Here is a 22437-nt window from a genome sequence, read left to right on the forward strand (position 1 = left end):
TGGCTAGCCTACCCGGTTTCATAGTTATTCGTCCTCTTCTTCTTCGCTGTTTTCTTGCTCCGGCTCTTCGTTTTTAGCGGGATTTACGCGGGCCGCTATAAAAATAGAAAGCCCGTAAAGACCGATGAGAGGCACCGCCATCAAAAACTGGCTGAGGATATCCGGAGGCGTCATAACCGCGGCAAAGATAAAAATAACAATGATAGCATAGCGAAATGAGTTTTTGAGCATCCTATCATCGACTAGGCCGAGTTTAGCGAGAAAAAAGGTGATAACGGGAAGCTCGAACGCGATACCGAATGCAATGACTAATTTCGTAAAAAAGCCGACGTAGCCGCCGATGTTTAGCATCGCGGAAAATAGCTGTTGGCCGAAATTTATGAGAAAAGCAAAGCCGATAGGAACGACGACGTAGTAGCAAAACGCCGCACCGATGAGAAACATAAAAGTCGCCGAAACCACGAAAGGGATGATGTATTTTTTCTCGTTTTCGTAAAGCCCGGGCGCTACAAACAGCCAAAACTGCCAAAATATAATCGGTAGCGACAACAAAAATCCGGTGAAAAACGCCACCTTCATCGCTACGAAAAAGGGCTCTTGCACTTCGAGAAAGACCATTTTTTGGTTTTCGGGTAGGGTGTTTTGCAGCGGCGCGATGATAAAGTCTAAAATTTGATTCCAAAAAGTAAAACAAACGACGAACATCAAAGCGACGGTCATAACGCTGATGAAAAGCCTTTTTCTCAGTTCTGTTAAATGCGGTTTTAGCTCTTCAAACATTACGCCTCTTTTTTCTCGTTATCGCCCAGCACGGCGTTTTTGACGGCTTCGCCCGGGTTTTTGACCGCTTCGACGCTCTTTTTTACGTCGTTTAGGCCGTCCGTGATGCCGCTAGTGACGTCGTTTACGCCTTTTTTGAGCTCGTCGAGTTCCTCAAAGGTGAGCTTTTTTCGCACCGTTTCGGTGGTTTTTGCGATGCTTTCTTTGTATTTTTTCGCGTCCTCTTTGAGTTCTTGGATTTTTATCTCTTGATCGAAGCTGCTTTTTGCGTCATTGACCGTTTTTTTGACGGTTTTAAAAAATTTCGCTATCTCGACCATCGCGCTAGGAAGCTTATCAGGCCCTAAAAATAGCACTGCGATGACGGCTATGACGATGATCTCGGGTAAGCTCATGCCAAACATTTTTTATCCTAAATTTTATTTTAAAGTGCTCATTTTAGCGTTTTTTATCTCAAATTTGCATAAATCAGCCCGCGATAAATAGAGAAATTTCATCCGCGGTAAGGAAATTTTTGGCGTAATATCTCCCGTTTTCAAATTTTAATTTCCCGCTATTTTTTAGTAGGCGCGCTCTTTGGCCTTGCTCGGCGTTTAGGTTGTTTTGCTCGATGCCCACGATACTTCTGGCGCCTAAAAATATCCGCTCTAAATTTAGCTCGTCCGTGCTTAAATTTTCTATTTTTTTAGCGTGCGGATTTTTTACGTAGGCGTTTAAATTTGAAGCGTTATAAAAGCGGTGATCTCGCCAAAATCCGACTGCGTAAGCACCGATGGCAAGGTAGTTTTTGCCCTGCCAGTAGCCGAGGTTATGCTTGCAAATTTGACCGAAATTTGAGATTTCGTATTGTTTTAGTCCGGCCTCCTCGATGCGGTCTATCATAAATTTAGCCAGCCTGGGGCTATCTTTTGCGTAGTTTATTTTGCCGGCAAAGGGGGTATTTTCCTCAAGCGTTAGCGAATACGCCGAGACGTGCGAAACGCCTATATTTCGGATATTTTGCGCCTCTTGCTCGAGGCGTTTTTTGGTATCTAGTTTCGTGCCGTAGATGAGATCGACGTTTATGTTTTCTAGTCCTGCTATTTTGGCATTTGCGACTGCCTCGTAGATCTGCCTCGCGTCGTGGATGCGCCCGAGGAATTTTAATTTATCCTCAAAAAAACTCTGAGCGCCGAAGCTCACGCGATTTACGCCGCACGATTTCATCTGCGAGAGCCACTTTTGGCTTGCAGAGTTTGGATTTGCCTCCGTCGTGATCTCGGCGTTTGCCGCGAGATATGGCGCGACCGCCTCAAATAGCCGCTCGTAGTAGCCCCCGTCCACGGCGCTGGGCGTCCCTCCGCCGATGAAAACGGTTTCGATTTTTCCGCATTCTTTTGTGTTTAAATTTGGGTTTGCTAAATTTAAACCCGCTTTTTTTTGATTTACGGCGGCGTTTTTTATATTTTTGCGATTTAAATTTTGCGAAATTTGAGCATTTTTCGTAGTTAAATTCGGCTTCGCTGTTTGCTCGCTTGTATCGTCAAATTCGCCGCTGTTTTGTTTAGAAACCTCGGTCTTGCCGCTGCGCTGCCGGTTTTGCGCGCCTTGACTGACGTCAAATTTTAAAATCTGCTCCCTAAAATCCGCAATCATCGCGTCAAAATACGCGCTCGTTAAATTTCGTTTGCCGACCACCGAGCCAAAGGCGCAGTAGGGGCATTTGCTCTCGCAAAACGGGATATGGACGTAAAGAAGCATTTTGACCTTTGTTTTTGCCGTATTTTAGCAGATTTTGAGGCTTTGTCGCGCGGCGTTTGATATTTTGGATTTTTGGCCTTTACGCCGTCTGCGTGTAGATTTGCGGTAAATTTAGGCCGGGTTTGGGCGTAAAACCGACTCTAATAAGTTGTTTGACGCTTTTAAATTTTAAAATTTACCGCCGTTTTTACTGCCCGTTAAATTTAAAAAGTCGCGCCGATACGTTTAAATTTGATTTTAATTTAACGCCCGCAAAGCTCCGCAAGAGTGTTAAATTTACGCGTAAAATTTCTTTTGTTTTAAAATTTGCGTCGGCAAAACGCCGAATTTTTCTCTAAAAATCTTTGCAAAGTGCGGAGCGCTAGCGTATCCGACGATTTTTGCGGCTTCGCTTACGCAGACGTCTCCGCGCTCTAAAAGTTTTTTTGCCGCGTTTAGCCGCTCGGTCGCTAGCATCCCGTAGATCGTATCGCCAAAGTAGCTTTTAAAGCCCGTTTTTAGCTTAAATTCATTCGTCGCGCACGCTCTGGCTAGCTCTTTTATGCTGGGCGGATTTTGGACGTCGCTTAGTAAAATTTGCCTTGCTTTATTTAAAATTTTTACGTATTCGTCGCTAAAATCGCGCTTTTTTTCATCGGCTTTGGGCGTTTTGGGTGTGCCTAGGCTTTTGTAGATTAGCTCTAAAATTTTAGCTTCCATAAAGATTTCGCGCATCTTACCCTCAAACTCGCTCGAGGCTAAAAGCTCCCGCAAAATCAGGCTTTGGGCTAAATTTATCTTAGCCGTTTGGATACAGATTTCGTTTTCTTCGCCTAGATTTTTAAATGCCGCTAGTTTGTTCGCTAGATCGTTTTTTAGCACGATGCATCGCCCGGCGTAGCTGCTACTTTGATACTCGCAAATGTCCTCAAATCCGCTATCCACGCGCCCCATCCAAAACTCTCCGGCCTTTAGGCAAAAAGTTTTTTTACCCGCTTTAAGCCCGGTGTCCCCTCTTGCGTCGTTAAAGAGCAAAAAGCAGTAGCCCGCGCTCCTTTCAAGCCGTCTTTTTACGCTTTTGTTGCAGATTATTTCGCTCCTGCAGTAGCTTGCGCCGCTTGTGCCTTTAAAAAACTCGACCTTGCATTTTCTATCTTGCTCTTGCCACGCGCTTTGTCCGTAGCGCACCGAATTTTGCGCGATTTCTTGCTCGTTTGCGCGTAAAATATCTTTAAATTCGACCTTCATTTGATTTTATCCTTTTAGCGTTGATAAAAAATCCTTCTACCGTTTATCAGAGTATTGATAATAATTATCTGATTATAGTAAAATAGGGTTTAAATTTAAATAAGGAGTTTAAAGATGAAAAGTATGCCTAAAATTTCTATGCTAGCTTGCCTAGCACTATCTTGCGCGCAGGCGGCCGATGAAGTAAAACTAAACGAAGTTACCGTAACTAGCGCGACGGGTTTTGAGCAAAATATCAAAGACGCGCCCGCTTCTGTTTCGGTAATCTCGCAAAAAGAGATAGCTAAGCGCAATCATCAAGATATAGAAAGTATCGTAAAAGACGCTCCGGGCGTTTTCGGCGCGACGCTGGGGGCGGCTAGCAGACGCGGTATCACGATGAGAGGCCTTGGTCAAAAATACACTAAAATTTTAATAGACGGCCGTCCTGCAACTAGCGATAGCGCGTATAGAGGGCTTCGCGCGGTCGGTAGCGCTCAAAATTTCCTCCCGCCCGCAAACACGATCGAGCGTATCGAAATCGTGCGAGGGCCGATGAGCTCGCTATACGGCTCGGATGCGATGGGAGGCGTCATAAACATCATCACCAAGGGCTTTTCAAACGAATTTAGCGGTAACGTAAACGGCTACTACACGCTTGCGGGCAAAAGCGGGATAAATGATGACTACCAAACCGGCTTTTACGCAAACGGCGCAGTGATCCCGGACGTGCTAGGCATCGCGCTTTACGGGCGGTATTTTCATAAATTTGAAGACGAGCGAGCCTTTACGAACCGCAAAAACGAGGATGTAAATTTCGGCGCGAAAATCATGTATAACGCCACCGAAAACGACGAAATAGCGCTGGATCTACGCCGCGTAGTAAATAAATACGAGCGCACCGAGGGCAAGACACTAAACCGCACGGCTAGCGATAACACGAGCGTGGCTTTTGAGAAGATGAGCGGATATACCGCCTCGCTCTCGCATACGGGCAAATACGACAAACTGCTGCTTGAAAGCTTTTTAATGCATGATAATATGAAAGAAAGCGGTCAGCAAGACCTCACGTTAAAAACGACGACGCTAAATACCAAGGGAACGTATTTTTTTGATAATAACACGCTGAGCCTTGGGGCTGAATACAGAAGAGAAAGGCTAAACGAAAAGGCCACGACGGCCGACGCCGCAAACGTAAAGAGATATGATTTTTCGCTCTACGGCGAGGACGATTTTGACGTAACCGACGCGCTCACGCTAACTGCGGGTTTAAGGTATAATCACGACAAAGACTACGGCGGACACGTATCTCCGCGAGGATATGCCGTGTATCATCTAAGCGAAAATTTATCGCTAAAAGGCGGCGTATCGGCAGGCTACTCGACGCCTGATATCAAGATGCGAACCGACGGGCTTGCTCTGCCTTTTGCCGGCGGTATGGGAGCGCAGCTGGGTAAAAGCGACCTAAAACCCGAATCCAGCCTAAACTACGAGGCCGGCGTCGCGTACGGGGACGAAAGCATTAACGTTTCGGCGATAGCGTTTTATACGCGGATAAAAGACGGTCTAGGCACGAAACCAGTTTGCGTCGCGCGCCCGGGCGTTCCTTGCGTGCATAACGGCAAGACCTATAGGCGCGGCATCTGGGAGAGCGTAAATATCGGCAAAGCCGAAGTAAAGGGCGTCGAGCTCGCCTCAGACTGGCAGATTTTATCAAATTTAGCCCTGCACTCAAGCTACGTTTACACCAGATCAAAGCAAAAATCGGGCGCGTACGAGGGCAAATCTCTAAACAATCTACCCGTACATACCGTAAAAATAGGGCTTGACTACGATATGACGCCTGATCTAAATCTATGGACGCAGATGAACTATCTGGGCAAAACCAGAGCCGTTTACGGTCTACCAGGTGACGAGGAGATAAGGGATTATACGCTATTTGACGCGGGCGCAAGCTACAAGCTAACTAAAAATGCAAGCGTAAATTTTAGCGTTTATAATATCTTTAACGAATACGTAACGACAAAATCCGGACGCTACGAAATTTTAATCGCTGACGGGGTTAAATATAGACTCGGATTTAACGTAAATTTTTAAATTTGGCCGTATTTAAGCGGGGCGGTGCGTAGCGATCGCCGCCCTGCTACCGGTTCTTAAAATTTGAGTTTAAATTTAAGGAGAAAGATGCCGTTTTTAAAGAAAAAGAAATTTTGGTTTAATGTCCATTTGATTTTAAGCCTAGCCTGTGTTTTGCCGCTGCTTATCGTCACTCTTAGCGGCGCGGTCATATCCTATCACGACGAGATTATAGACCTTGCAAACTCGCAAAAAACATTCGTCAAGCGAGGCGAAAAAGAGCTTAGCGCGAGAGAAATTTTAGATATTTTTAAAGCTAGGGAACCAAATTTTACGCTTAGCTACTACAAGATAAACTCGGACGCAAATCACGCTCTAGGCGTATCCGGCACGAATGCTAAGGGCGAGTTTAAGTCGTATTTTATAAATCAATACACCGGCGAGATAACAGGCGAAAATTTCGGCGATAAATTTATCGGACTAATGTTAAATTTACATACTAACTTAGGCCTCGGGCTTAGCGAAAACGAGACGCTACGGCTTATAGGCAAGCATATCGTTGCGGTTTGCTCTATCGCTTTGGTTATCTTGGTTATATCTGGATTGATAATTTATTATCCTAGTTTTAAAACTAAATTTATGCGCGCGTTTACTTTAAAAATCAAGGCCAAAGGCTATGCGTTTTTGTACAGTTTGCACGGATTTGCGGGCGTTTATCTTTGTTTATTTTTGGCTTTTATGAGCATTACGGGGCTTTACTGGTCGTACGACTGGGCGGCAAAGCTCGTAAATAACGCGCTTGGCGAAAAAGAAATTTTTAGAAAAAAGAGCTTTACGCAGGTGAGGGGATTTTCGCTGGAGGACGAGGCTAAGATAGCCAATTTACAAACTGCAATAGATATTTTTAAACGAGATAGAGAGAATTACGAGCTTTTTAACGTCATCACGCAAGAAGACGGCGAAAATTTTATGATATTTTACTTTGACAAAGGGTTAGAAGAGGACGATAAGGTAAATACGATGACGATAAACGCCGCCAAGGGGCAAATTATTAGGCACGCGAGGTTTGACGACGCCAAAAGCTCGATGCCTAGGCCTTTTGTAATTCATAAAGCGGTTTTGAGCTTGCATTCGGGATATTTTTTGGGCGCGGTCGGTAAATTTATATTTTGTTTAGCTTCGGCGTCGGTTTTGTTTTTCGTTATAAGCGGCTTTTGGATGAGCTTAAAACGGCTCAAAAGATAAATTTGATAAAATCGTTCGAAAAAACTGAAAAAGGCTAAATATGCGAGTGATTTTAGATGGATTTGACGGCTCTTTTTTGCCTATTTTGCAAAGCTTCAAGGCCGTGATGCCGAGCCTGCGTATAACGGGCATCGAGGAGCTCGGCCAAAGCGTCAAGGGAGTGCCGAGCAAAGACGCGGATAACGCGGACGCTATCAACGTAAGCGAGCTTTTTGCGCGCCGAGACGAGCGGGACGAGCTTTTATCGGACGAATCTTTGTTTTTGCAGGACGATAAATTTGACGATAGCGACGAGGCTACGGCGGTTAAATTTGAGAGTACGATTCAGGCTAACGACGACGCCAAATTTGAGCCAAATTTAACGGCTATGAGCGAGCGAAAAACCGCTTCCGTGCAGGAGCAAAATTTGCAAGAAATGCAGAACGCTACGCCGTATCAAGACGGCGGCCGCGAGGAAGAGGCGATTTTGCAAACCGATTCTTTGAGCGAAGCGCCAAAAACCGCGGTTCCAACTGAGAGCCCGCAAACTACCGCTCTGCAAGAAGCTTCCGTTTTGGGCAGAGCTACTCAAACGGCTTCGTTTGGCAAAACGGCTACCTCAAACGAAGACGCAAAAATGGCGGTTTCGGACGACTCTGCGCAGGCTGCGTTGTTTGATTTTAACGAGTCCGGGCAAAATTTGACGCCGCGCGCCGAGCCCAAAGCCGCGCTTGAGCGCAAAAAGCACGAAAGCGCGAGTCTGTTTACCGACGAAGAGGTGCGGGCGATACTGGAGCTAAAATAGGCGGCTTAAATTTAGCTATCAAGGCGGTAAAATTTGATGGATAACCAAGCAAACGCGCAAATTTTACCGCCTTTACCGCACTTTGGAAAAGCTAAATTCGACGCTTTTAAATTTAAATAAAATTTTTAAGTCTAAACATCAAATTTTTTCGCCCGTTTGCGATATTTATCTATATCTTAACTATTTTTCGTTAAAATCCCCATTAAAAATTTTTGGAAAAAAGATGCAAAAAAGATATAGACCAAACGTCGCGGCGGTCATACTCGCGTCATCTTATCCGTTCGATTGCAAGATTTTAATCGCGCAAAGGTGCGATCTGACAGGCATTTGGCAGTTTCCTCAGGGCGGCATAGACGAGGGCGAGACGCCGCGCGAAGCTCTAAAAAGAGAGCTAAAAGAGGAGATAGGCACGGACGATATAGACGTGCTTAGCGAGTATCCGCAGTGGCTTAGCTACGACTTTCCGGAAGGCGTAGCTAGCAGGAAATTTTACAACTTTGACGGGCAGACGCAAAAGTATTTTTTAGTGCGGTTGCGTCCCGGCGCGAAGATAAACATAAACACCAAAAAGCCCGAATTTAGCGAGTATAAATTTATAAATTCGCGCGAAGTTTTAAACGGCATAAACCACTTCAAAAAGCCGATCTACGGTAAGGTTATCGGCTACTTTAAAGAGAAAGGATTTATCTAATGTTGATCGTCCAAAAATACGGCGGCACGAGCGTTGGGACGCTCGAGAGGATAGAAAACGTCGCCGCTAGAGTGATAGAGGCTAAAAATAGCGGTGCGGACGTCGTAGCGGTGGTTTCGGCTATGAGCGGCGTGACAAATCAGCTGGTGGACTACGCCTCGCACTACACCAAAGAGCCTGACGGCGTAGCGATGGATATGTTGCTTAGCTCCGGCGAGCGCGTCACCTGCGCGCTTTTAACGATAGCGCTTATAAATTTAGGCTATCCTGCGGTGGGTCTTAGCGGTAGGCTGGCGGGTATCATAACAGATAGCATGCACACCAAGGCCAGGATCGACGCCATCGACACTAAGCGTATGAAAGAAGAGCTAAAAGCGGGTAAGATCATTGTCGTTGCGGGCTTTCAGGGCATCGACGAAAAAGGCGACGTGACGACGCTCGGACGAGGCGGTAGCGACCTAAGTGCCGTGGCGATCGCGGGCGCGCTGGATGCGGATTTGTGCGAGATTTATACCGACGTGGACGGAGTTTATACGACCGATCCTCGCATCGAGCCGAAGGCTAAAAAGCTAGATAAAATCAGCTATGACGAGATGCTAGAGCTTGCGAGCCTAGGCGCAAAAGTGCTGCAAAACCGCTCGGTCGAGCTGGCTAAGAAGCTAAACGTAAATTTAGTCACCAGAAGCAGTTTTAATCACAACGAAGGAACACTAATAACAAAGGAAGAGAGTATGGAAGCAGTCCTAGTAAGCGGCATCGCGCTAGATAAAAACCAAGCTAGAGTAACTTTAAGAGGCGTGGTGGATAAGCCGGGCATCGCAGCCGAAATTTTCACCGCGCTAGCAGAAAAAAATATAAACGTAGATATGATAATCCAAAACGTAGGTCAGGACGGCACGACCAATCTTGGCTTTACCGTGCCGCAAAACGAACTTCACGTCGCAAAGGAGTGTATGGATAGACTAAATGCGGCAAGAGAAATTTTATATAACGACGAGATCGTCAAAGTCTCTGTCGTAGGCGTAGGTATGAAAAGCCACACCGGAGTGGCGTCTCTAGCCTTTCAAACGCTGGCAAACGAGGGTATAAATATCCAAATGATCTCGACTAGCGAGATAAAAATCTCGATGATCGTCGATCAAAAATACGGCGAGCTAGCCGTCCGCGCACTACACGAAGCCTACAAACTCGATAAATGAGCGATTTTATAAAATGGACGCTCGAGGCGATCCGCGAGGAGGGCTCACTGATGAGCTGGATGGAAGAGAGGCGCACCGAGTGGACGCCTCTGCTAGCCTCGAAGCTTAAATTTTTACTCGAAGGCCGCGCTTTTATCCTGATAACCGATAGCGAGCGAGGCTGGTTCGAGGAGTATTTTTTAAAAAATATAAATAAGCCAACGAACGCTCGCCCCGTGCTGCCCTTTTTTTCGCTAAAGGCGCTTTATCCTTCTTTTGAAGCTATTAGCTCCAAGGAGGAAGCGGCACTGCTTTTAGATATGCTTTCTTTGGCGTTTCCAAACGGTTACGTATTTTTTTATATCGGTAAAAGCGCCGATAAAAGCGCTCAGATCGCCAAAGGCAAGGACGACAGCTATATGTGGCTTTTTGACGAGCAGGCGCAAAATAGCTTTTATCTCAGCTCAAGCGACGAAATGCTCGACATTAAACTTTTATCTCTTTACAAACTCTTCGATAAAAGCGTAGATGTCGTGCTTTTTGCGAAGGTCGCACTTTAAATTTAATGCAAAGCAAGATCGTAATCACGAGCGACTTTGAAGCCTTGAAAGAGGAAATTTTAGGGCTTTACGGCGTAAATTCGGTTAGATTTTTTTTCGCCGAGGACTTTTTGCTGGAAAATGCAAAAGAGGTCGCCGCCGAGGCCTATATCGCCGAGAGCGAGCCCAAACTACTGGTTTTAGGCGCTAAAAATTTCCGCGTCGAGGCTCAAAACTCTCTACTAAAAATCATCGAAGAGCCGCCTAAAAATATCTTTTTTATCATAGCTTGCGAGTCGAAAAATATGCTCCTGCCGACCGTGCGTTCGCGCCTGGTTACCGAAAATCGGCTCATAAAAAAGCAGCGCGAAAAAACGGGGTTAAATTACAAACGTCTCGAGCTAAAAGAAATTTGCGCGTTTATTGATGAAAAATCAGCTCTAGAGCGCTCCGAAAAGCTTGGCAAAAACGACCTAAAAGAGCTAATCGCCGCCATAGCTCTCGAGGCTACGGCGCAGGGGGTTAAATTTAGCGCTGAAGAGCTTGAGTATTTTTTCAAAGCCGTGCGCCTGGCCGAGCTAAATACCAAAACCCACGCGCTTCTTACGCCGATACTTCTTATGATTTACGAAAAAGGGCTTAGATGAAAATTTTTAAAATCAATCCGCAAACGGGTTTCAACGAGATCTGCGAGGTTATCCGTCCTAGCGACGAGGGGCGAAATTTGATGAAAAAAAAGTCGGCGATCAACTTTTTTTTGATCAAAGATTTGCGCTCGCCGGCGGCCAATATCCTAAAGCAAGATGCGCTAAGCGTGGGCGCGGAGCTCGTGACTAACCGCGACGTGATTCTGGGTGGCGCAAACTCGGTCGCGCTTTTAATGGCTACCGATGCGCAAGTTCTTGCGCTTGCCAAAAAAGAGGCCGCTCAGGATTTCGGGCTAAAAAATTTGGCTAAATTTTTAAAATCTCCGTTTAAAAAACCGCAGCGCGCGCAGATAATGGGCGTCGTAAACGTAAATGAGGATAGCTTTAACGCCGCAAGCCGCGTGAACGAAAAAAGCGGCATAGCTCGCATCGAAGAGATGATCGAGCAGGGCGCCGAGTATATCGACGTGGGTGCGGTGAGCTCTAGACCCGGCAGCAAATACGTCGGACGCGAGGTCGAATTTGCCAGGCTTGAAAAGATCATCACCGAAATTTACCGCCTAAATTTGCACGAAAAGGCGATATTTAGCCTAGATAGCTTTGATGCGTACTGCCTAGAATACGCGCTAAATCACGGCTTTAAGATGATAAACGATATCACGGGCGACGTTAGTCTCTGCGCTCTAGCGGCGCGGTACGGCGCGAGCTACTGCCTTATGCATATGCAAAACAGCCCAGAAAATATGCAGGATAATCCGCATTATGATGATTTGCTGGGCGAGATAGACGCGTTTTTCGAGGCTAAGATCGCCGCGGCGCAGGATCTTGGGTGTCGCGATATCGTGCTAGACGTAGGAATCGGCTTTGGCAAGACGGCGGAGCAAAATATGATTTTGATAAAAAATTTAGAGCATTTTTTGCGCTTCGGTTTGCCGATCTTAGCGGGCGCTAGTAGAAAATCGGTCATAAATTTTTATAGTCCTAGCGAGATAAAAGACCGCTTGGCGGGTAGTCTTTATCTGCATCTGGAGGCCTTTAGAAACGGTGCGCAGATCATCCGCACGCACGACGTGGCCGAGCATGCGCAGATGTTTAGGCTGGAAAACGCGATGAGAAAGCTCGCGGCGTGGTAAGCAAAGCAAATTTAACGAGGAAAAATGGATAAAAAAGAGTATTTAGAGGCCGTAGATACGCTAAATGCGTGGGCGAAGGCCTACTACACCGACGATGCACCCATAGCTACCGACGAGGAGTACGACGAGCTTTATCATAAAGTGCTGGAATTTGAGAGAGCAAATCCTGGCGATATCTCGATGTTTAGTCCGACAAAGCGCGTCGGCGGCGAGGTTAGCGATGGGTTTGTAAAGGCTCGCCACAGCGTGCGGATGTGGTCGATGGAGGATATTTTTAGTTTTGAAGAGCTGCTAGCGTGGCTAAAGCGCGGCGACAAGGAGGGGCTGGAGTTTGCGCTTCAGCCTAAATTTGACGGCGCGAGCTTAAATTTACTCTACGAAAACGGCGCTCTCGTGCGAGCTATCACGCGCGGCGACGGCATAACGGGCGAGGACGTCACGAGTAACGCCAAAGTCATCAAGAATATCCCGCTACAAATCGCCTATAACGGTAGGATCGAGATCCGCGGCGAGGTTGTGATCGCTAAAAACGACTTTGACGAGATAAATTTCGCTCGCGCGCAAAGGGGCGAGCCGCAGCTATCAAATCCTAGAAATGCGGCCGCCGGCAGTCTGCGCCAGCTAGATAGCGCAGTGACGGCGTCGCGCAGGCTGAGGTTTAAGCCTTGGGGCTACGGCGAGCAAAATTTGGGCCTTGAAACCTACTCGCAGATGATGGATTTTATCTATTCGCAGGGCTTTGAGCGAGAGGAGTTTTTTAAAATTTGCCGCACTGCAGAGCAGATCGAGGAGGCGTATAAGCAGCTCGTAGCGCAGCGAGATAGCAAGCCCTTTATGATGGACGGCCTCGTGGTGCGCGTGCAGAGTATCGCGGCTAGCGAGGAGCTGGGCTACACGGAGAAATTTCCTAAATTTATGGTCGCGTATAAATTTCCCGCTATCGAAAAGACCACGCGCCTGCTTGACGTCGCGTTTCAGGTCGGGCGCAGCGGCGTCGTGACTCCGGTGGGCGTGCTTGAGCCCGTAAATATCGACGGCGCGACCGTAAAGTCCGCCACGCTGCACAACTTCGACGAGATCGAGCGCCTAGGCGTGCAAAAGGGCGATTTTATCAGCATTATCCGCTCGGGCGACGTGATACCCAAGATCACCGGCGTCTTTAAACAGCGCAGAGACGGTTCGCAGATGCCTATCGAGCGGCCGCGCGAGTGTCCCGTATGCGGGTCGATGCTACTAGACGAGGGCGTTTTCGTCAAGTGTCAAAACCTCGAGTGCAAGGCTCGCGTGATAAATTCGCTCATACATTTTGCGAGCAAAAAGTGCCTAAATATCGACGGCCTGGGCGAAGCGATCGTAAATCAGCTTTTTGAAGCGGGCTTAGTCGCCAAAATCGCCGACATTTACGAGCTTACGGCGCAGGATTTGGCAAGTCTTGAGGGTTTTAAAGATAAAAAGATCGCAAATCTGCTCGGCGCCATCGAGGCTAGCCGCACGCCGGCTTTGCACAGCTTTATAGCGAGCCTTGGCATCGAGCATATCGGAGAGGTAGCGGCCAAAAAGATAGCGCAAATTTACCCGCAAAACTGGCGCGAGCTGAGCTTCGGCGAAGTCGCCGCGATCGAAGGATTCGGCGAGGCGATGGCGGAGAGTTACGCAGAGTTTATGCAGGTAAATAGGCAAAATTTGGACGAAATTTTGCGTTTTGTTAGCCCGCAAGCGCAAATTTACGAGACGAAACAAAGCGCAATAAGCGGTAAAACGTTCGTGATAACGGGCACGCTTAGCAAGAGCAGGGATGAATTTAAAAGGGTTTTGGAAGCAAACGGCGCGAAAGTAAGCGGCTCGGTGAGCAAGAAAACCGACTTCGTGCTTTACGGCGATGAGGCCGGCAGCAAGCTGGATAAAGCTAGAGAGCTGGGCGTCAAGGCGATAACCGAGGACGAGCTAAGGCGGATGATTGAGATTTGATCTATTTACCGCGCGCCACCTAAACATCAGCCGAAACAAGGCCGCCGAGCTCATAAAAAGCGGCAAGATTTTGCTAAACGGGCGAATTTGCTCTAAGCCCAGCTTTGAGGTGGGCGAATTTTACGCATTTAAGAGCTCAAATGCAGTAAATTTAGACGGCGATAAGGTTTTGAGCGAGACCTTGAGCGTAAATTTGAGAGTTTGCGAAAACGGCGGCGAATTTGATGCCGATGGCGGATTTTGCTCGCAAAATTTGCATGCAAAAAATAGCGTCGCATTTGGTAAAAAAAGCGGTTTGCAAGCGCGCAAAAACGGCCCTCAAGAGCGTGAGATCGGCGGCGCGTGCGGCTTGGGGAGAGAAAAATTCGACGGCGAGGATGCTTTTTGCCGTAGGAGCGAGTTTAGCTACGGCGAATACGAAGCGACATACGGCGATAAAACCATGCTTGAGAATAAAAATTTAAACGACGACGCCCAAAAGAGTGCGGTTTTAGGCGCGGCGGACGAGACTCAAAATTTATGCGGCGCAAATTTGACGGATGCCGCCGAGGCTACACGCAAAAAAGCTCGTAAAAGCGAGCAAAATTTAGACGCAAACAGCGTAAAAATCGAGCTTATCGGCGAAATCTACGTCGGACGCGGCGCGCTAAAACTAAAAAGCTTTTTGGCAGCCTATCTGCTCGAAGTTCAAGGCAAAAACGCCCTAGACGTAGGCTCAAGCACTGGCGGTTTCGTGCAAATTTTGCTGCAAAACGGCATAAAAAGCGTTACTGCGCTAGATGTGGGCAGCTCTCAGCTGGATAAAAGCCTGCGAGCCGACTCGCGAGTGATAGTGGTCGAAAATACCGACGTGCGCGAGTTTGCGGCAGGGTTTCAAAACTCGGGCGGAGACGGTAAATTTGACGGCTCTGCGCAAAATTTAAAAACCCAAATCAAGCCAAGCAAAGATAGCCGAATATGCGATAAATTTGGACTCGGCAGATCAAATTTCGCTGAGCGGGACGGATTTTTAAGCGAGCCGAGTAAGTCCGATTTTACGCCGTTAAATTTAGCCAAGGCGGGTAAGAGCGAATGGGCGGTGAAACGCATCGATCATCAAAATAAAACCTCAAATTTAAACAAAAAAAATGCGCAAACGGGCTGTGCGGATGAGCCGATTTTAGCTCAAGCAAGCACGCGATCCGTCCGTTTAGACGAGGCGAATTTCGCTATAAAAAACGCGCAAATGGACGGCGAAATCGATGCTACGACAAATGAGACCGACGCGCAAAAAAAATTAGCGCATAAGCCTGTTTTGGCTGAGAAAAGCGAGCCAAACGCGCAAACCGATGCTAAATTTGAATCCTGCATAAACGAAACTAATCGGACTAAAATAAACGCGCAAACCGCCGCCGCGGAAGAGCGAAATTTAGCACGGCGGAACTCGGCGTCAAAAAATACAAATTTAAGCCGTCAAAAAACCGCGCGACCAAACGCCGCAATAGCTAGCTATGTAAGCGAGGCAAATTTAGCTCGCGCAAACTTGCGACCAAACGCCGAAAAAATAGCCGAATCTAATCCTCGCGCCGCCAAAAACGTCGCGAAAAAATTTGATCTCATCACCTGCGACGTGAGTTTTATCTCGCTTAAAGAAATTTTGCCCTCTATCGATGCGCTTGCCGGCGAAAACTGTGATATTATCTTGCTTTTTAAGCCGCAGTTTGAGGTCGGCAGGACCGTCAAGCGAAATAAAAAAGGCGTCGTAACGGACGCAAAAGCCGTGCGCGAGGCGAGGGCGAAATTTGAGCTTGCGGCGGCAAATTTGGGCTGGATAATGCGCCAAACGCTCGAATGCGAGGTAAAAGGAAAGGAAGGAAATGCCGAATTTTTCTACGCTTTTAACAAAAGATAATATCACGGCCGTGGCGATCGGGCACTTTGACGGCGTGCACCGCGGCCACAAGGAGCTTTTAAAGCGCCTGGGCGTTTACGGCGGGCTGGTCGTGATCGACAAAAACAAGGCCAACATCACGCCGGGCCTCAAACGCGCCGAATACTCGAGATATCCGTGCTTTTTGTATGATTTTAACGAGATAAAGGGGCTTAGCGGCGATGAGTTTATCGCGCTTTTGAAGCGGGATTTTAAAAATCTGCAAAAAATCGTCGTCGGATTTGACTTTCGTTTTGGTCGAAACAGAGCATGGGACAAGCACGATTTGCGGCGCATCTTTGACGGCGAGGCGGTTATAGTGGATGAGTTTTGCTTCGAGGGTATGGGCGTGCACAGCTCGGCTATACGCGAGTATATCAAGCAAGGCGAGATATACAGAGCAAACCGCCTGCTAGGCCGCGAATACTCGATCGAAGGTCGCGTGATAAAGGGGCAGGGTATCGGGTCGCGCGAGCTCGTGCCGACGCTAAATTTGGACGTAAAAAGCTACCTTTTGCCGCGCGAGGGCGTTTATGCGACGAGGACCCGCATCGGTTACAAGACCTACGGCTCGGTCACGTTTATCGGCAACCGCATGAGCACGGACGGTAGCTTTAGCATCGAGACGCACGTGCTAAACGAAAATATCGCGCACGCCCGCGACGTCGCGGTTTGTTTTATCAAGCGGCTGCGCGATAACCGAAGATTCGAAAGTCTAGAGGAGCTAAAGGGGCAAATTGGGATCGACATCAAGCAGGCGATGGAGTTCGTCGGCGTGTGCGATCTCTACGTCGTGGGCGATACTACGCCTCAAAGGAGCGAGCCGTGAAGGACGAAATCTTTAAGGAGCCGATAAAAAAGCAGTTTGAATTTGACGCGAGCGTGGCGTCGGTGTTTGACGATATGATCGGGCGTTCGGTGCCGTATTACTCGGCATCGCAAAAGCTGATCGCCGATTTTTTAGCGCAAATTTTACCGCAAGGCGCAAGCGCGATAGACCTTGGCTGCTCGACCGCCTCGACGCTGCTAGCCCTTTGGCGCAAAAGAAGCGATCTTGCGCTAAAAGGCGTAGATAACGCGCCGGCTATGCTGCAAAACGCGCGCGCTAAGATAGAGGCCTACGGCGCTAGGATCGAGCTTGAGCTAGCAGACATTTTAGAGTGCGAATTTGACGCTCGTGATGCCGTTTTGATGAACTACACGCTACAGTTTATCCGCCCGCCCAAGCGCCAGGATTTCGTAGCTAAAATTTACCGCGCGTTAAATGACGGCGGCGTATTTGTTTTTAGCGAGAAGCTGATATTTGAAGATAAGACGCTAAGTAAAAATATGATCGAAATCTACGAAAAATACAAGCTAGAACAAGGGTACTCGCGCTACGAAATCGCGCAAAAACGCGAGGCGCTGGAAAACGTGCTGATCCCCTACACCGAGGCTGAAAATAGAAATTTGGCGCTTAGCGCGGGGTTTAGAAATGTGGAGTGTATGTTTAGATGGGCAAATTTTGCAACGTTTGTTGCGTTTAAATAACGGCTTGTCTTTTTGCTCTATACTTCGTTACTTTTAAATTCGGCTCGGTCATTACCAACACGGTAACTCCCGTCGCCAAATTTAAAAGCGCCTCGTCTAGAACAAAAATACTTCGCCTTATCGTTTTGCGTTCAAATTTGAAGTCAAATTTACAAATTTTATTCGCCGAGACCCGTACCCCGAAAATGCTAACATTTAAAACTTCACACAAATAAATCCAACTTGCAACCCAAATTTAGCATCGTAAAGACGCAGGTCTCGGCCGGTAAAATTTAAAAAATTATCCAAATTTGACCACGCCCAAACAACTCGCGAAAACACCCCTGTTTAAAGCCAAATTTAGCCTTTCGTTAGTAAAATACCGCCCAAGAGTTGCGGGGCAACTATTATTTATACAAGGCATTTCATGCAAAGACGCGATTTTTTAAGAAACACTGCGATTTTAGGCGCCGTTATGGCAACTCCGAGCACCGTTTTTGGAGGGAGCAAGGCCGTGGGCAACAAGAGGGTTTTTGACGTAACTCTAAATCACGAAATTTTAGAGGCTGGCAAGAAAACCAGGCTGTGGATACCGCTGCCGTTCATCAGGGAGTACCAAAGCGTGAGCGATATCAAATTTGACGGCAATTTTGCTAATCCGTCGGTGAATTATGGCGCGATCCCGACGCTTTACGTAGATTACGCCGAGGTGGCAAAGCCGACGCTTAGCGTTAAATTTAGAGCCCAGACCTTCGAGCGAAACACCGATTTTAGCAAGGTTAAATTTAACCCGAACGAAAAGCTAAGTGCCGAGACGGAATTTTATCTAAAACCTACCCAGCAGATCCCAAACGACGGCATCGTAAAGCAAAAAGCGGAGGAGATCGCTAAAGGCATAAAAGGCGATCTAGAGCGCGCAAAAGCGATCTACACGTGGGTGGCAAACACCATGCAGCGCGATAACAGCGTCATCGGCTGCGGCACGGGCGACGTAAAAGCGATACTTGAAAGCGGCAAGCTGGTGGGCAAATGCACCGACATAAACTCCGTATTCGTGGGACTCTGCCGCGCTGTTGGTATCCCTGCGCGTGAGATTTTCGGTATCAGAGTAGGGCAGAGCAGATTTTCAAACGAGATGGGAAAGGCCGACGAGAAGGGTTTTGCGGCGATCTCTGGCGGTCAGCACTGCAGGGCGGAATTTTATCTCAAAGGCCACGGCTGGATCCCGGTCGATCCCGCAGACGTCGCGAAGGTGCGCCTAGGCGAGAAGCTAAGCAACGACGACAGCAAGCTCGCCAAAGTTCGCGAGTTTTTATTCGGCAACTGGGAGATGTGCTGGATCGGCTTTAACGACGCGCGCGACTTTGTCCTATCGCCGAAGCCTGCGGAATTTCCGCTAAATAACTTCGGTTATCCTTACGGCGAAGTGGACGATAACGTGCTAAATTACTATTCGCCGAAAGAATTTAGCTACGACTACAAGTCGCAAGAGGTCAAATGAAGGGCTTTTGGCTAGCTCTGGCGTCGGTTGCGAGCGCGCTGGCGGCGACTCTTTGCTGCCTGCCCGCGCTTTTATTTTTGATTTTCGGCGCTTCATTTAGCCTGCTAAGCTCGGAAGCCATAGAGAGCTTAACTGAGCTAAGGCCTTATCTTACCGCACTTGCTGCGATCTGCTTTGCGGCGAGCGTGTTTTATTTTTTCAAAAAGCCAAAATCCTGCGATATCGCAAATCGCCGCAAAAAATGGATCTTCATCTATGTTTTTTTAGCTATTTTTGTGATTATTCTGCTATCATATCCCGAAGTTTTAGGAAAAATTTATGAATAAAATTCTATCTATTTTACTGCTTGCAAGCGTGGCCTTCGCAAATCAAAATTTCATCATCAAAGTCGAGGGGATGCACTGTCCGCTGTGTACGGCGATGGTGCGAAAAGCCCTGCTAAGCGTTGACGGCGTCATCAGCGCCAAGGCTAGCCTGCGCGACAAAACCGCCCGCGTCGAGACGAAAGACGGCGTGAGCGAGAAACAGCTGCTAGATGCGGTGGCGACGACGGGCTACACGGGCGAGATAGTTAAGTAAATTTAAGGAGCAAACATGCAAAAAAACGAGGTTATGAACGATTTTAAGAAGCTGTGCGAGATACCGCACTGCAGCTGCGAAACGGAGCAGATGAGGGAGTTTTTGGCGGATTTTGCGCGCTCTCAGGGCTTTAGCGTGAACGTCGATCAGGCGGGCAATATCCACGCCGTAAAGGGCGAGCCTAAAATTTGCCTGCAAAGCCACTACGATATGGTTTGTGTGGGCGCGGCGCCGAATTTGCAGCTCATCGAAGAGAACGGCATACTAAGGGCGAAAAACTCGACTCTAGGCGCTGACGACGGCATCGGCGTGGCGATGATGATGGGCGCGATGCGGGAGTTTGCAAATTTAGAGTGCCTATTTACCAACGACGAAGAGGTTGGGCTCGTGGGCGCAAACGCCTTTAAAGGTAAAATTTTATCGCCGAATCTTCTAAATTTAGACAGCGAAGAGGATGACCGCGTAACGCTAGGATGTGCCGGCGGCATAAACGTAAGCGCAAAAATCGGCGCGCAGAGCGTTAAAAAGAGCGGTAAAATTTACGAGATCGGCGTCACGGGGCTTAGCGGCGGACACTCGGGCAACGAGATACACAAAAATATCCCAAATGCAACGAAGCTGCTGGCGAAATTCCTCGCCGAGGAGGGCTGCGAGCTAATCAGCCTGGATTTTGGCGAGAGGAGCAACTCGATCCCCGCAAACGCCGTGTGTAAGGCGCTCTGCGCGCATGAGCCAAAGCAGCGCGGCCTAGCGTGGGTAAAGAGCCTCGGCGAGGGCGAAGCGGACGTGCTGGTAAATAGCGGCAAAATTTTAGCGCTAATTAACTCCTTCGCTCAGGGCGTGCGCAGCTACGACACCGAGCTTGGCATGGTAAATGAAAGCATAAATCTCTCGACCGTTAAGCAAAAAGAGGGCGTGATCGAGTTTGACTTTTTCGCTCGCGCGATGAAGCGAGAGGGGCTCGAAAATCTGGGCTTTGAAACCGCTACGCTGGCTAGTGTGCTGGGTTTTGAGGTCAGAGTGGCCGACCGCTCGGCGAACTGGGCGCCGTGCATCAGCGACTTCGCGCATCTGGTGCTTGAGGAACTGCAAAAACAAAAGCCGCAGGCTAAATTTGCCGCTGTGCACGCAGGCCTTGAGTGCGGTGTGCTGGTCGCAAAACAGCCCGAGCTGCAAGCCTGCTCCATAGGCCCAAACATCCACTCGCCCCACTCGGTAAACGAGCACTGCGAGATAGCGTCGGTGGAGATGATGGTGGATGTGGTGAGAAACATCGTCGCTAGACTTCAGTAGTTTGGAAAGGCTTGTCTTTTGAGCGTCTTTGAATGAGTTTGAAATTTTAAGTCTGCGGCAGACTACTTGTCTAGCCTTGACTTAAAATTTCTACACAACATTCAAATCCATCTCAAAAATACTTCGCCTTTAAATTTTGCGGCGGCTTGCCTCGAGAGCGCTTTTATAAAAACCTCACTTGCGGCGTCTCTATGCTGGTTTTGAAAGAGATTTTTGCTTCGCTTTGCTCGCAACCGCTTCCCCAAAAGCTGCGAACGCAAGGCGTGAAGCAGAGACAGAGCGTAATTCAAGTCCCTCCTTTTTTAACAAATAAAAGTTAAAATTTGCAGTGGTTTATATGGACATAAGCGGCAACTTGCATTCGGTGTTTGGTTTTTAAAAATTACAGTAAAAACAACGAGTGATTTCTAAGCCAAGTTTAAAATTTAAGGACAAACTTGCAAAAAGATAACTACATTTTTCGTTTGGACGCAAGATACGCCAAAAATAATTTAATCTCAATAATAATCATATTTTTGCCTTGCGCCGCTTTGGTTTTTTATGCGATTGCGACTACTAATGACCTTGTTTTCGAGGTCAAGACTCTTTATTTTATTGTTTTCGGAATCGCTGTTTTTATGTTTTTGCTTGAGGCGCTTGCGATATTTCGCATAGATAAAGTGTTTTTGATGGAAAATAGCATCGTCGTGCAGAAAAATAGTAAAAATTTAGAGTTTTTATACGCTGACATTAAATTTGTCATAAGAAAAGAGTGGACGATTGCCGATAAAAGTAGTATTAAATTTTACGATCGCAAAACTTCGGAACCGATATTTGTCCTCGGCGGGCATTTTATTTCGCGGAGTGATTTTGAGCGCTTTATCGAAGCTATTTCAAAGCATACGATTTTAAATAGCGAGCTTGTAGAGCAAGGCACATTCGGCGAGGCGTTAAATTTGATAGACGAAGACGGCTCGTCGCAGCTGCAATACCCGTATCTCTCAAAGAAAAATTTTTTCGGCGATTAAGGAAATTTCTTATCTTTGCTACTACACAGCTCGTTTAAAAAGCACTCCTTGCAGTTTGGCTTTATCGCTTTACAGGTGTAGCGGCCAAAAAGCACCATCGCTTGATGAAGCGTGTTTAGCTGCGTTTTAAAGGCTTTGGTTAGGTCAAGTTCGACGGCTTCGGGCGTTTTGCCCCTGCTAAGACCAAGTCTATGCGCCACGCGAAAGACGTGCGTGTCCACGGCCATCAAATTTGATCCAAAATGCTCGATCAGCACGACGTGCGCAGTCTTTTGGCCAACGCCGGCTAGACTCATCAGCTCCTTTTCGGTCGCGGGTATCTCGCCGTCAAATTCGCTCATCACGCTCTTTGCCATTTTGATCAAATTTTCGGCCTTGTTGTTAAAAAAACTACAGGAATTTATGAGCGCTTTTACGCTGGCTAGATTTGCCCGCGCGAGGCTCGCGACGTCCGGGTAGGCCTCAAAAAGCGAAGGCGTGATCAAATTTACGCGCTTATCGGTGCACTGCGCGCTTAGCATCACGCACACGAGCAGCTCATAGAGATTTTGAAATTTAAGCTCGCTGCCGGCGTCTTTGTAATTTTCCAAAAATAAATTTTTGATAGCGTTTACGTCTTTTTTCGTTCTCATAGCGCCGATTTTAGCCGTTT

22 protein-coding genes are annotated in these 22437 nt (G+C 47.6%); 17 read left to right on the forward strand and 5 right to left on the reverse strand.

What is annotated here, in order from left to right:
• Window positions 1-24: 24 nt before the first annotated feature.
• The 4 genes from tatC to CRECT_RS04690 form a co-directional block, all read right to left on the reverse strand.
• A complete protein-coding gene (gene tatC, locus CRECT_RS04675) occupies window positions 25-780 on the reverse strand; it encodes a twin-arginine translocase subunit TatC (RefSeq protein WP_004319388.1) in 756 nt (251 codons plus the stop codon).
• Entirely contained in the window at window positions 780-1184 is a 405-nt protein-coding gene (tatB, locus tag CRECT_RS04680; protein ID WP_002946440.1) for a Sec-independent protein translocase protein TatB, read from the reverse strand. Before tatB ends, tatC begins: the two co-directional genes overlap by 1 nt.
• Before the next feature lie 64 nt (window positions 1185-1248).
• Complete coding sequence (gene hemW, locus CRECT_RS04685) at window positions 1249-2520, reverse strand: radical SAM family heme chaperone HemW (RefSeq protein WP_004319358.1); 1272 nt, start codon at window positions 2518-2520, stop codon at window positions 1249-1251.
• Between the two features lie 276 nt (window positions 2521-2796).
• Window positions 2797-3747: a helix-turn-helix domain-containing protein gene (locus tag CRECT_RS04690; RefSeq protein ID WP_004319468.1), complete on the reverse strand. Its 951-nt coding sequence runs from the start codon at window positions 3745-3747 to the stop codon at window positions 2797-2799.
• Window positions 3748-3861: 114 nt separating this feature from the next.
• Between CRECT_RS04690 and CRECT_RS04695 the strand changes: the two genes are divergently transcribed.
• The 17 genes from CRECT_RS04695 (at window position 3862) to CRECT_RS04785 (ending at window position 21785) form a co-directional block, all read left to right on the forward strand.
• Window positions 3862-5823 (forward strand): TonB-dependent receptor domain-containing protein, encoded by a 1962-nt coding sequence (locus CRECT_RS04695; RefSeq protein WP_004319414.1) that lies wholly within the window; start codon window positions 3862-3864, stop codon window positions 5821-5823.
• 87 nt (window positions 5824-5910) lie between these two features.
• The gene (locus CRECT_RS04700; RefSeq protein WP_004319382.1) at window positions 5911-7047 is read left to right on the forward strand and encodes a PepSY-associated TM helix domain-containing protein; all 1137 of its coding nucleotides are present in this window, start codon (window positions 5911-5913) and stop codon (window positions 7045-7047) included.
• 40 nt (window positions 7048-7087) lie between these two features.
• Window positions 7088-7831, forward strand: a complete 744-nt coding sequence (locus CRECT_RS04705; RefSeq protein ID WP_004319485.1) for a hypothetical protein — start codon at window positions 7088-7090, stop codon at window positions 7829-7831.
• A 223-nt stretch (window positions 7832-8054) separates the two neighbouring features.
• Window positions 8055-8522 (forward strand): RNA pyrophosphohydrolase, encoded by a 468-nt coding sequence (locus CRECT_RS04710; RefSeq protein WP_039888116.1) that lies wholly within the window; start codon window positions 8055-8057, stop codon window positions 8520-8522.
• Entirely contained in the window at window positions 8522-9721 is a 1200-nt protein-coding gene (locus tag CRECT_RS04715; RefSeq protein WP_004319393.1) for an aspartate kinase, read from the forward strand. Before CRECT_RS04710 ends, CRECT_RS04715 begins: the two co-directional genes overlap by 1 nt.
• Window positions 9718-10260, forward strand: coding sequence for a HobA family DNA replication regulator (locus tag CRECT_RS04720; RefSeq protein WP_171992674.1), 543 nt, complete (start codon window positions 9718-9720; stop codon window positions 10258-10260). Before CRECT_RS04715 ends, CRECT_RS04720 begins: the two co-directional genes overlap by 4 nt.
• A 5-nt stretch (window positions 10261-10265) precedes the next feature.
• Complete coding sequence (locus CRECT_RS04725) at window positions 10266-10886, forward strand: DNA polymerase III subunit delta' (RefSeq protein WP_004319380.1); 621 nt, start codon at window positions 10266-10268, stop codon at window positions 10884-10886.
• Window positions 10883-12019 (forward strand): dihydropteroate synthase, encoded by a 1137-nt coding sequence (gene folP / locus CRECT_RS04730; RefSeq protein WP_004319479.1) that lies wholly within the window; start codon window positions 10883-10885, stop codon window positions 12017-12019. The genes CRECT_RS04725 and folP overlap by 4 nt, the downstream gene beginning before the upstream one ends.
• Before the next feature lie 24 nt (window positions 12020-12043).
• Complete coding sequence (gene ligA / locus CRECT_RS04735; protein ID WP_004319439.1) at window positions 12044-13987, forward strand: NAD-dependent DNA ligase LigA; 1944 nt, start codon at window positions 12044-12046, stop codon at window positions 13985-13987.
• Window positions 13977-15878, forward strand: a complete 1902-nt coding sequence (locus CRECT_RS12525) for an SAM-dependent methyltransferase (RefSeq protein ID WP_002944528.1) — start codon at window positions 13977-13979, stop codon at window positions 15876-15878. The genes ligA and CRECT_RS12525 overlap by 11 nt, the downstream gene beginning before the upstream one ends.
• A complete protein-coding gene (locus tag CRECT_RS04755; protein WP_004319407.1) occupies window positions 15844-16725 on the forward strand; it encodes a bifunctional riboflavin kinase/FAD synthetase in 882 nt (293 codons plus the stop codon). The genes CRECT_RS12525 and CRECT_RS04755 overlap by 35 nt, the downstream gene beginning before the upstream one ends.
• On the forward strand, window positions 16722-17426 hold the full coding sequence (cmoA, locus tag CRECT_RS04760; RefSeq protein ID WP_004319510.1) for a carboxy-S-adenosyl-L-methionine synthase CmoA: 705 nt from the start codon (window positions 16722-16724) through the stop codon (window positions 17424-17426). Before CRECT_RS04755 ends, cmoA begins: the two co-directional genes overlap by 4 nt.
• Window positions 17427-17832: 406 nt before the next feature.
• Window positions 17833-18906 carry a transglutaminase-like domain-containing protein gene (locus tag CRECT_RS04765; protein WP_004319353.1) on the forward strand — a complete coding sequence of 358 codons (1074 nt, stop codon included), beginning with the start codon at window positions 17833-17835 and terminating at the stop codon, window positions 18904-18906.
• On the forward strand, window positions 18903-19232 hold the full coding sequence (locus CRECT_RS04770) for a hypothetical protein (protein WP_004319508.1): 330 nt from the start codon (window positions 18903-18905) through the stop codon (window positions 19230-19232). The genes CRECT_RS04765 and CRECT_RS04770 overlap by 4 nt, the downstream gene beginning before the upstream one ends.
• On the forward strand, window positions 19225-19485 hold the full coding sequence (locus CRECT_RS04775) for a heavy-metal-associated domain-containing protein (protein WP_004319433.1): 261 nt from the start codon (window positions 19225-19227) through the stop codon (window positions 19483-19485). The genes CRECT_RS04770 and CRECT_RS04775 overlap by 8 nt, the downstream gene beginning before the upstream one ends.
• Window positions 19486-19500: 15 nt before the next feature.
• Window positions 19501-20778 carry a M20/M25/M40 family metallo-hydrolase gene (locus CRECT_RS04780; protein WP_004319416.1) on the forward strand — a complete coding sequence of 426 codons (1278 nt, stop codon included), beginning with the start codon at window positions 19501-19503 and terminating at the stop codon, window positions 20776-20778.
• A gap of 617 nt (window positions 20779-21395) precedes the next feature.
• Window positions 21396-21785 (forward strand): hypothetical protein, encoded by a 390-nt coding sequence (locus CRECT_RS04785; RefSeq protein WP_171992675.1) that lies wholly within the window; start codon window positions 21396-21398, stop codon window positions 21783-21785.
• Here the strand turns inward: CRECT_RS04785 and nth are convergent.
• Entirely contained in the window at window positions 21782-22417 is a 636-nt protein-coding gene (gene nth / locus CRECT_RS04790) for an endonuclease III (protein ID WP_004319384.1), read from the reverse strand. The genes CRECT_RS04785 and nth overlap by 4 nt on opposite strands.
• Window positions 22418-22437 lie beyond the last annotated feature (20 nt).

The organism is Campylobacter rectus (assembly GCF_004803795.1).
Lineage (GTDB): Bacteria > Campylobacterota > Campylobacteria > Campylobacterales > Campylobacteraceae > Campylobacter_A > Campylobacter_A rectus.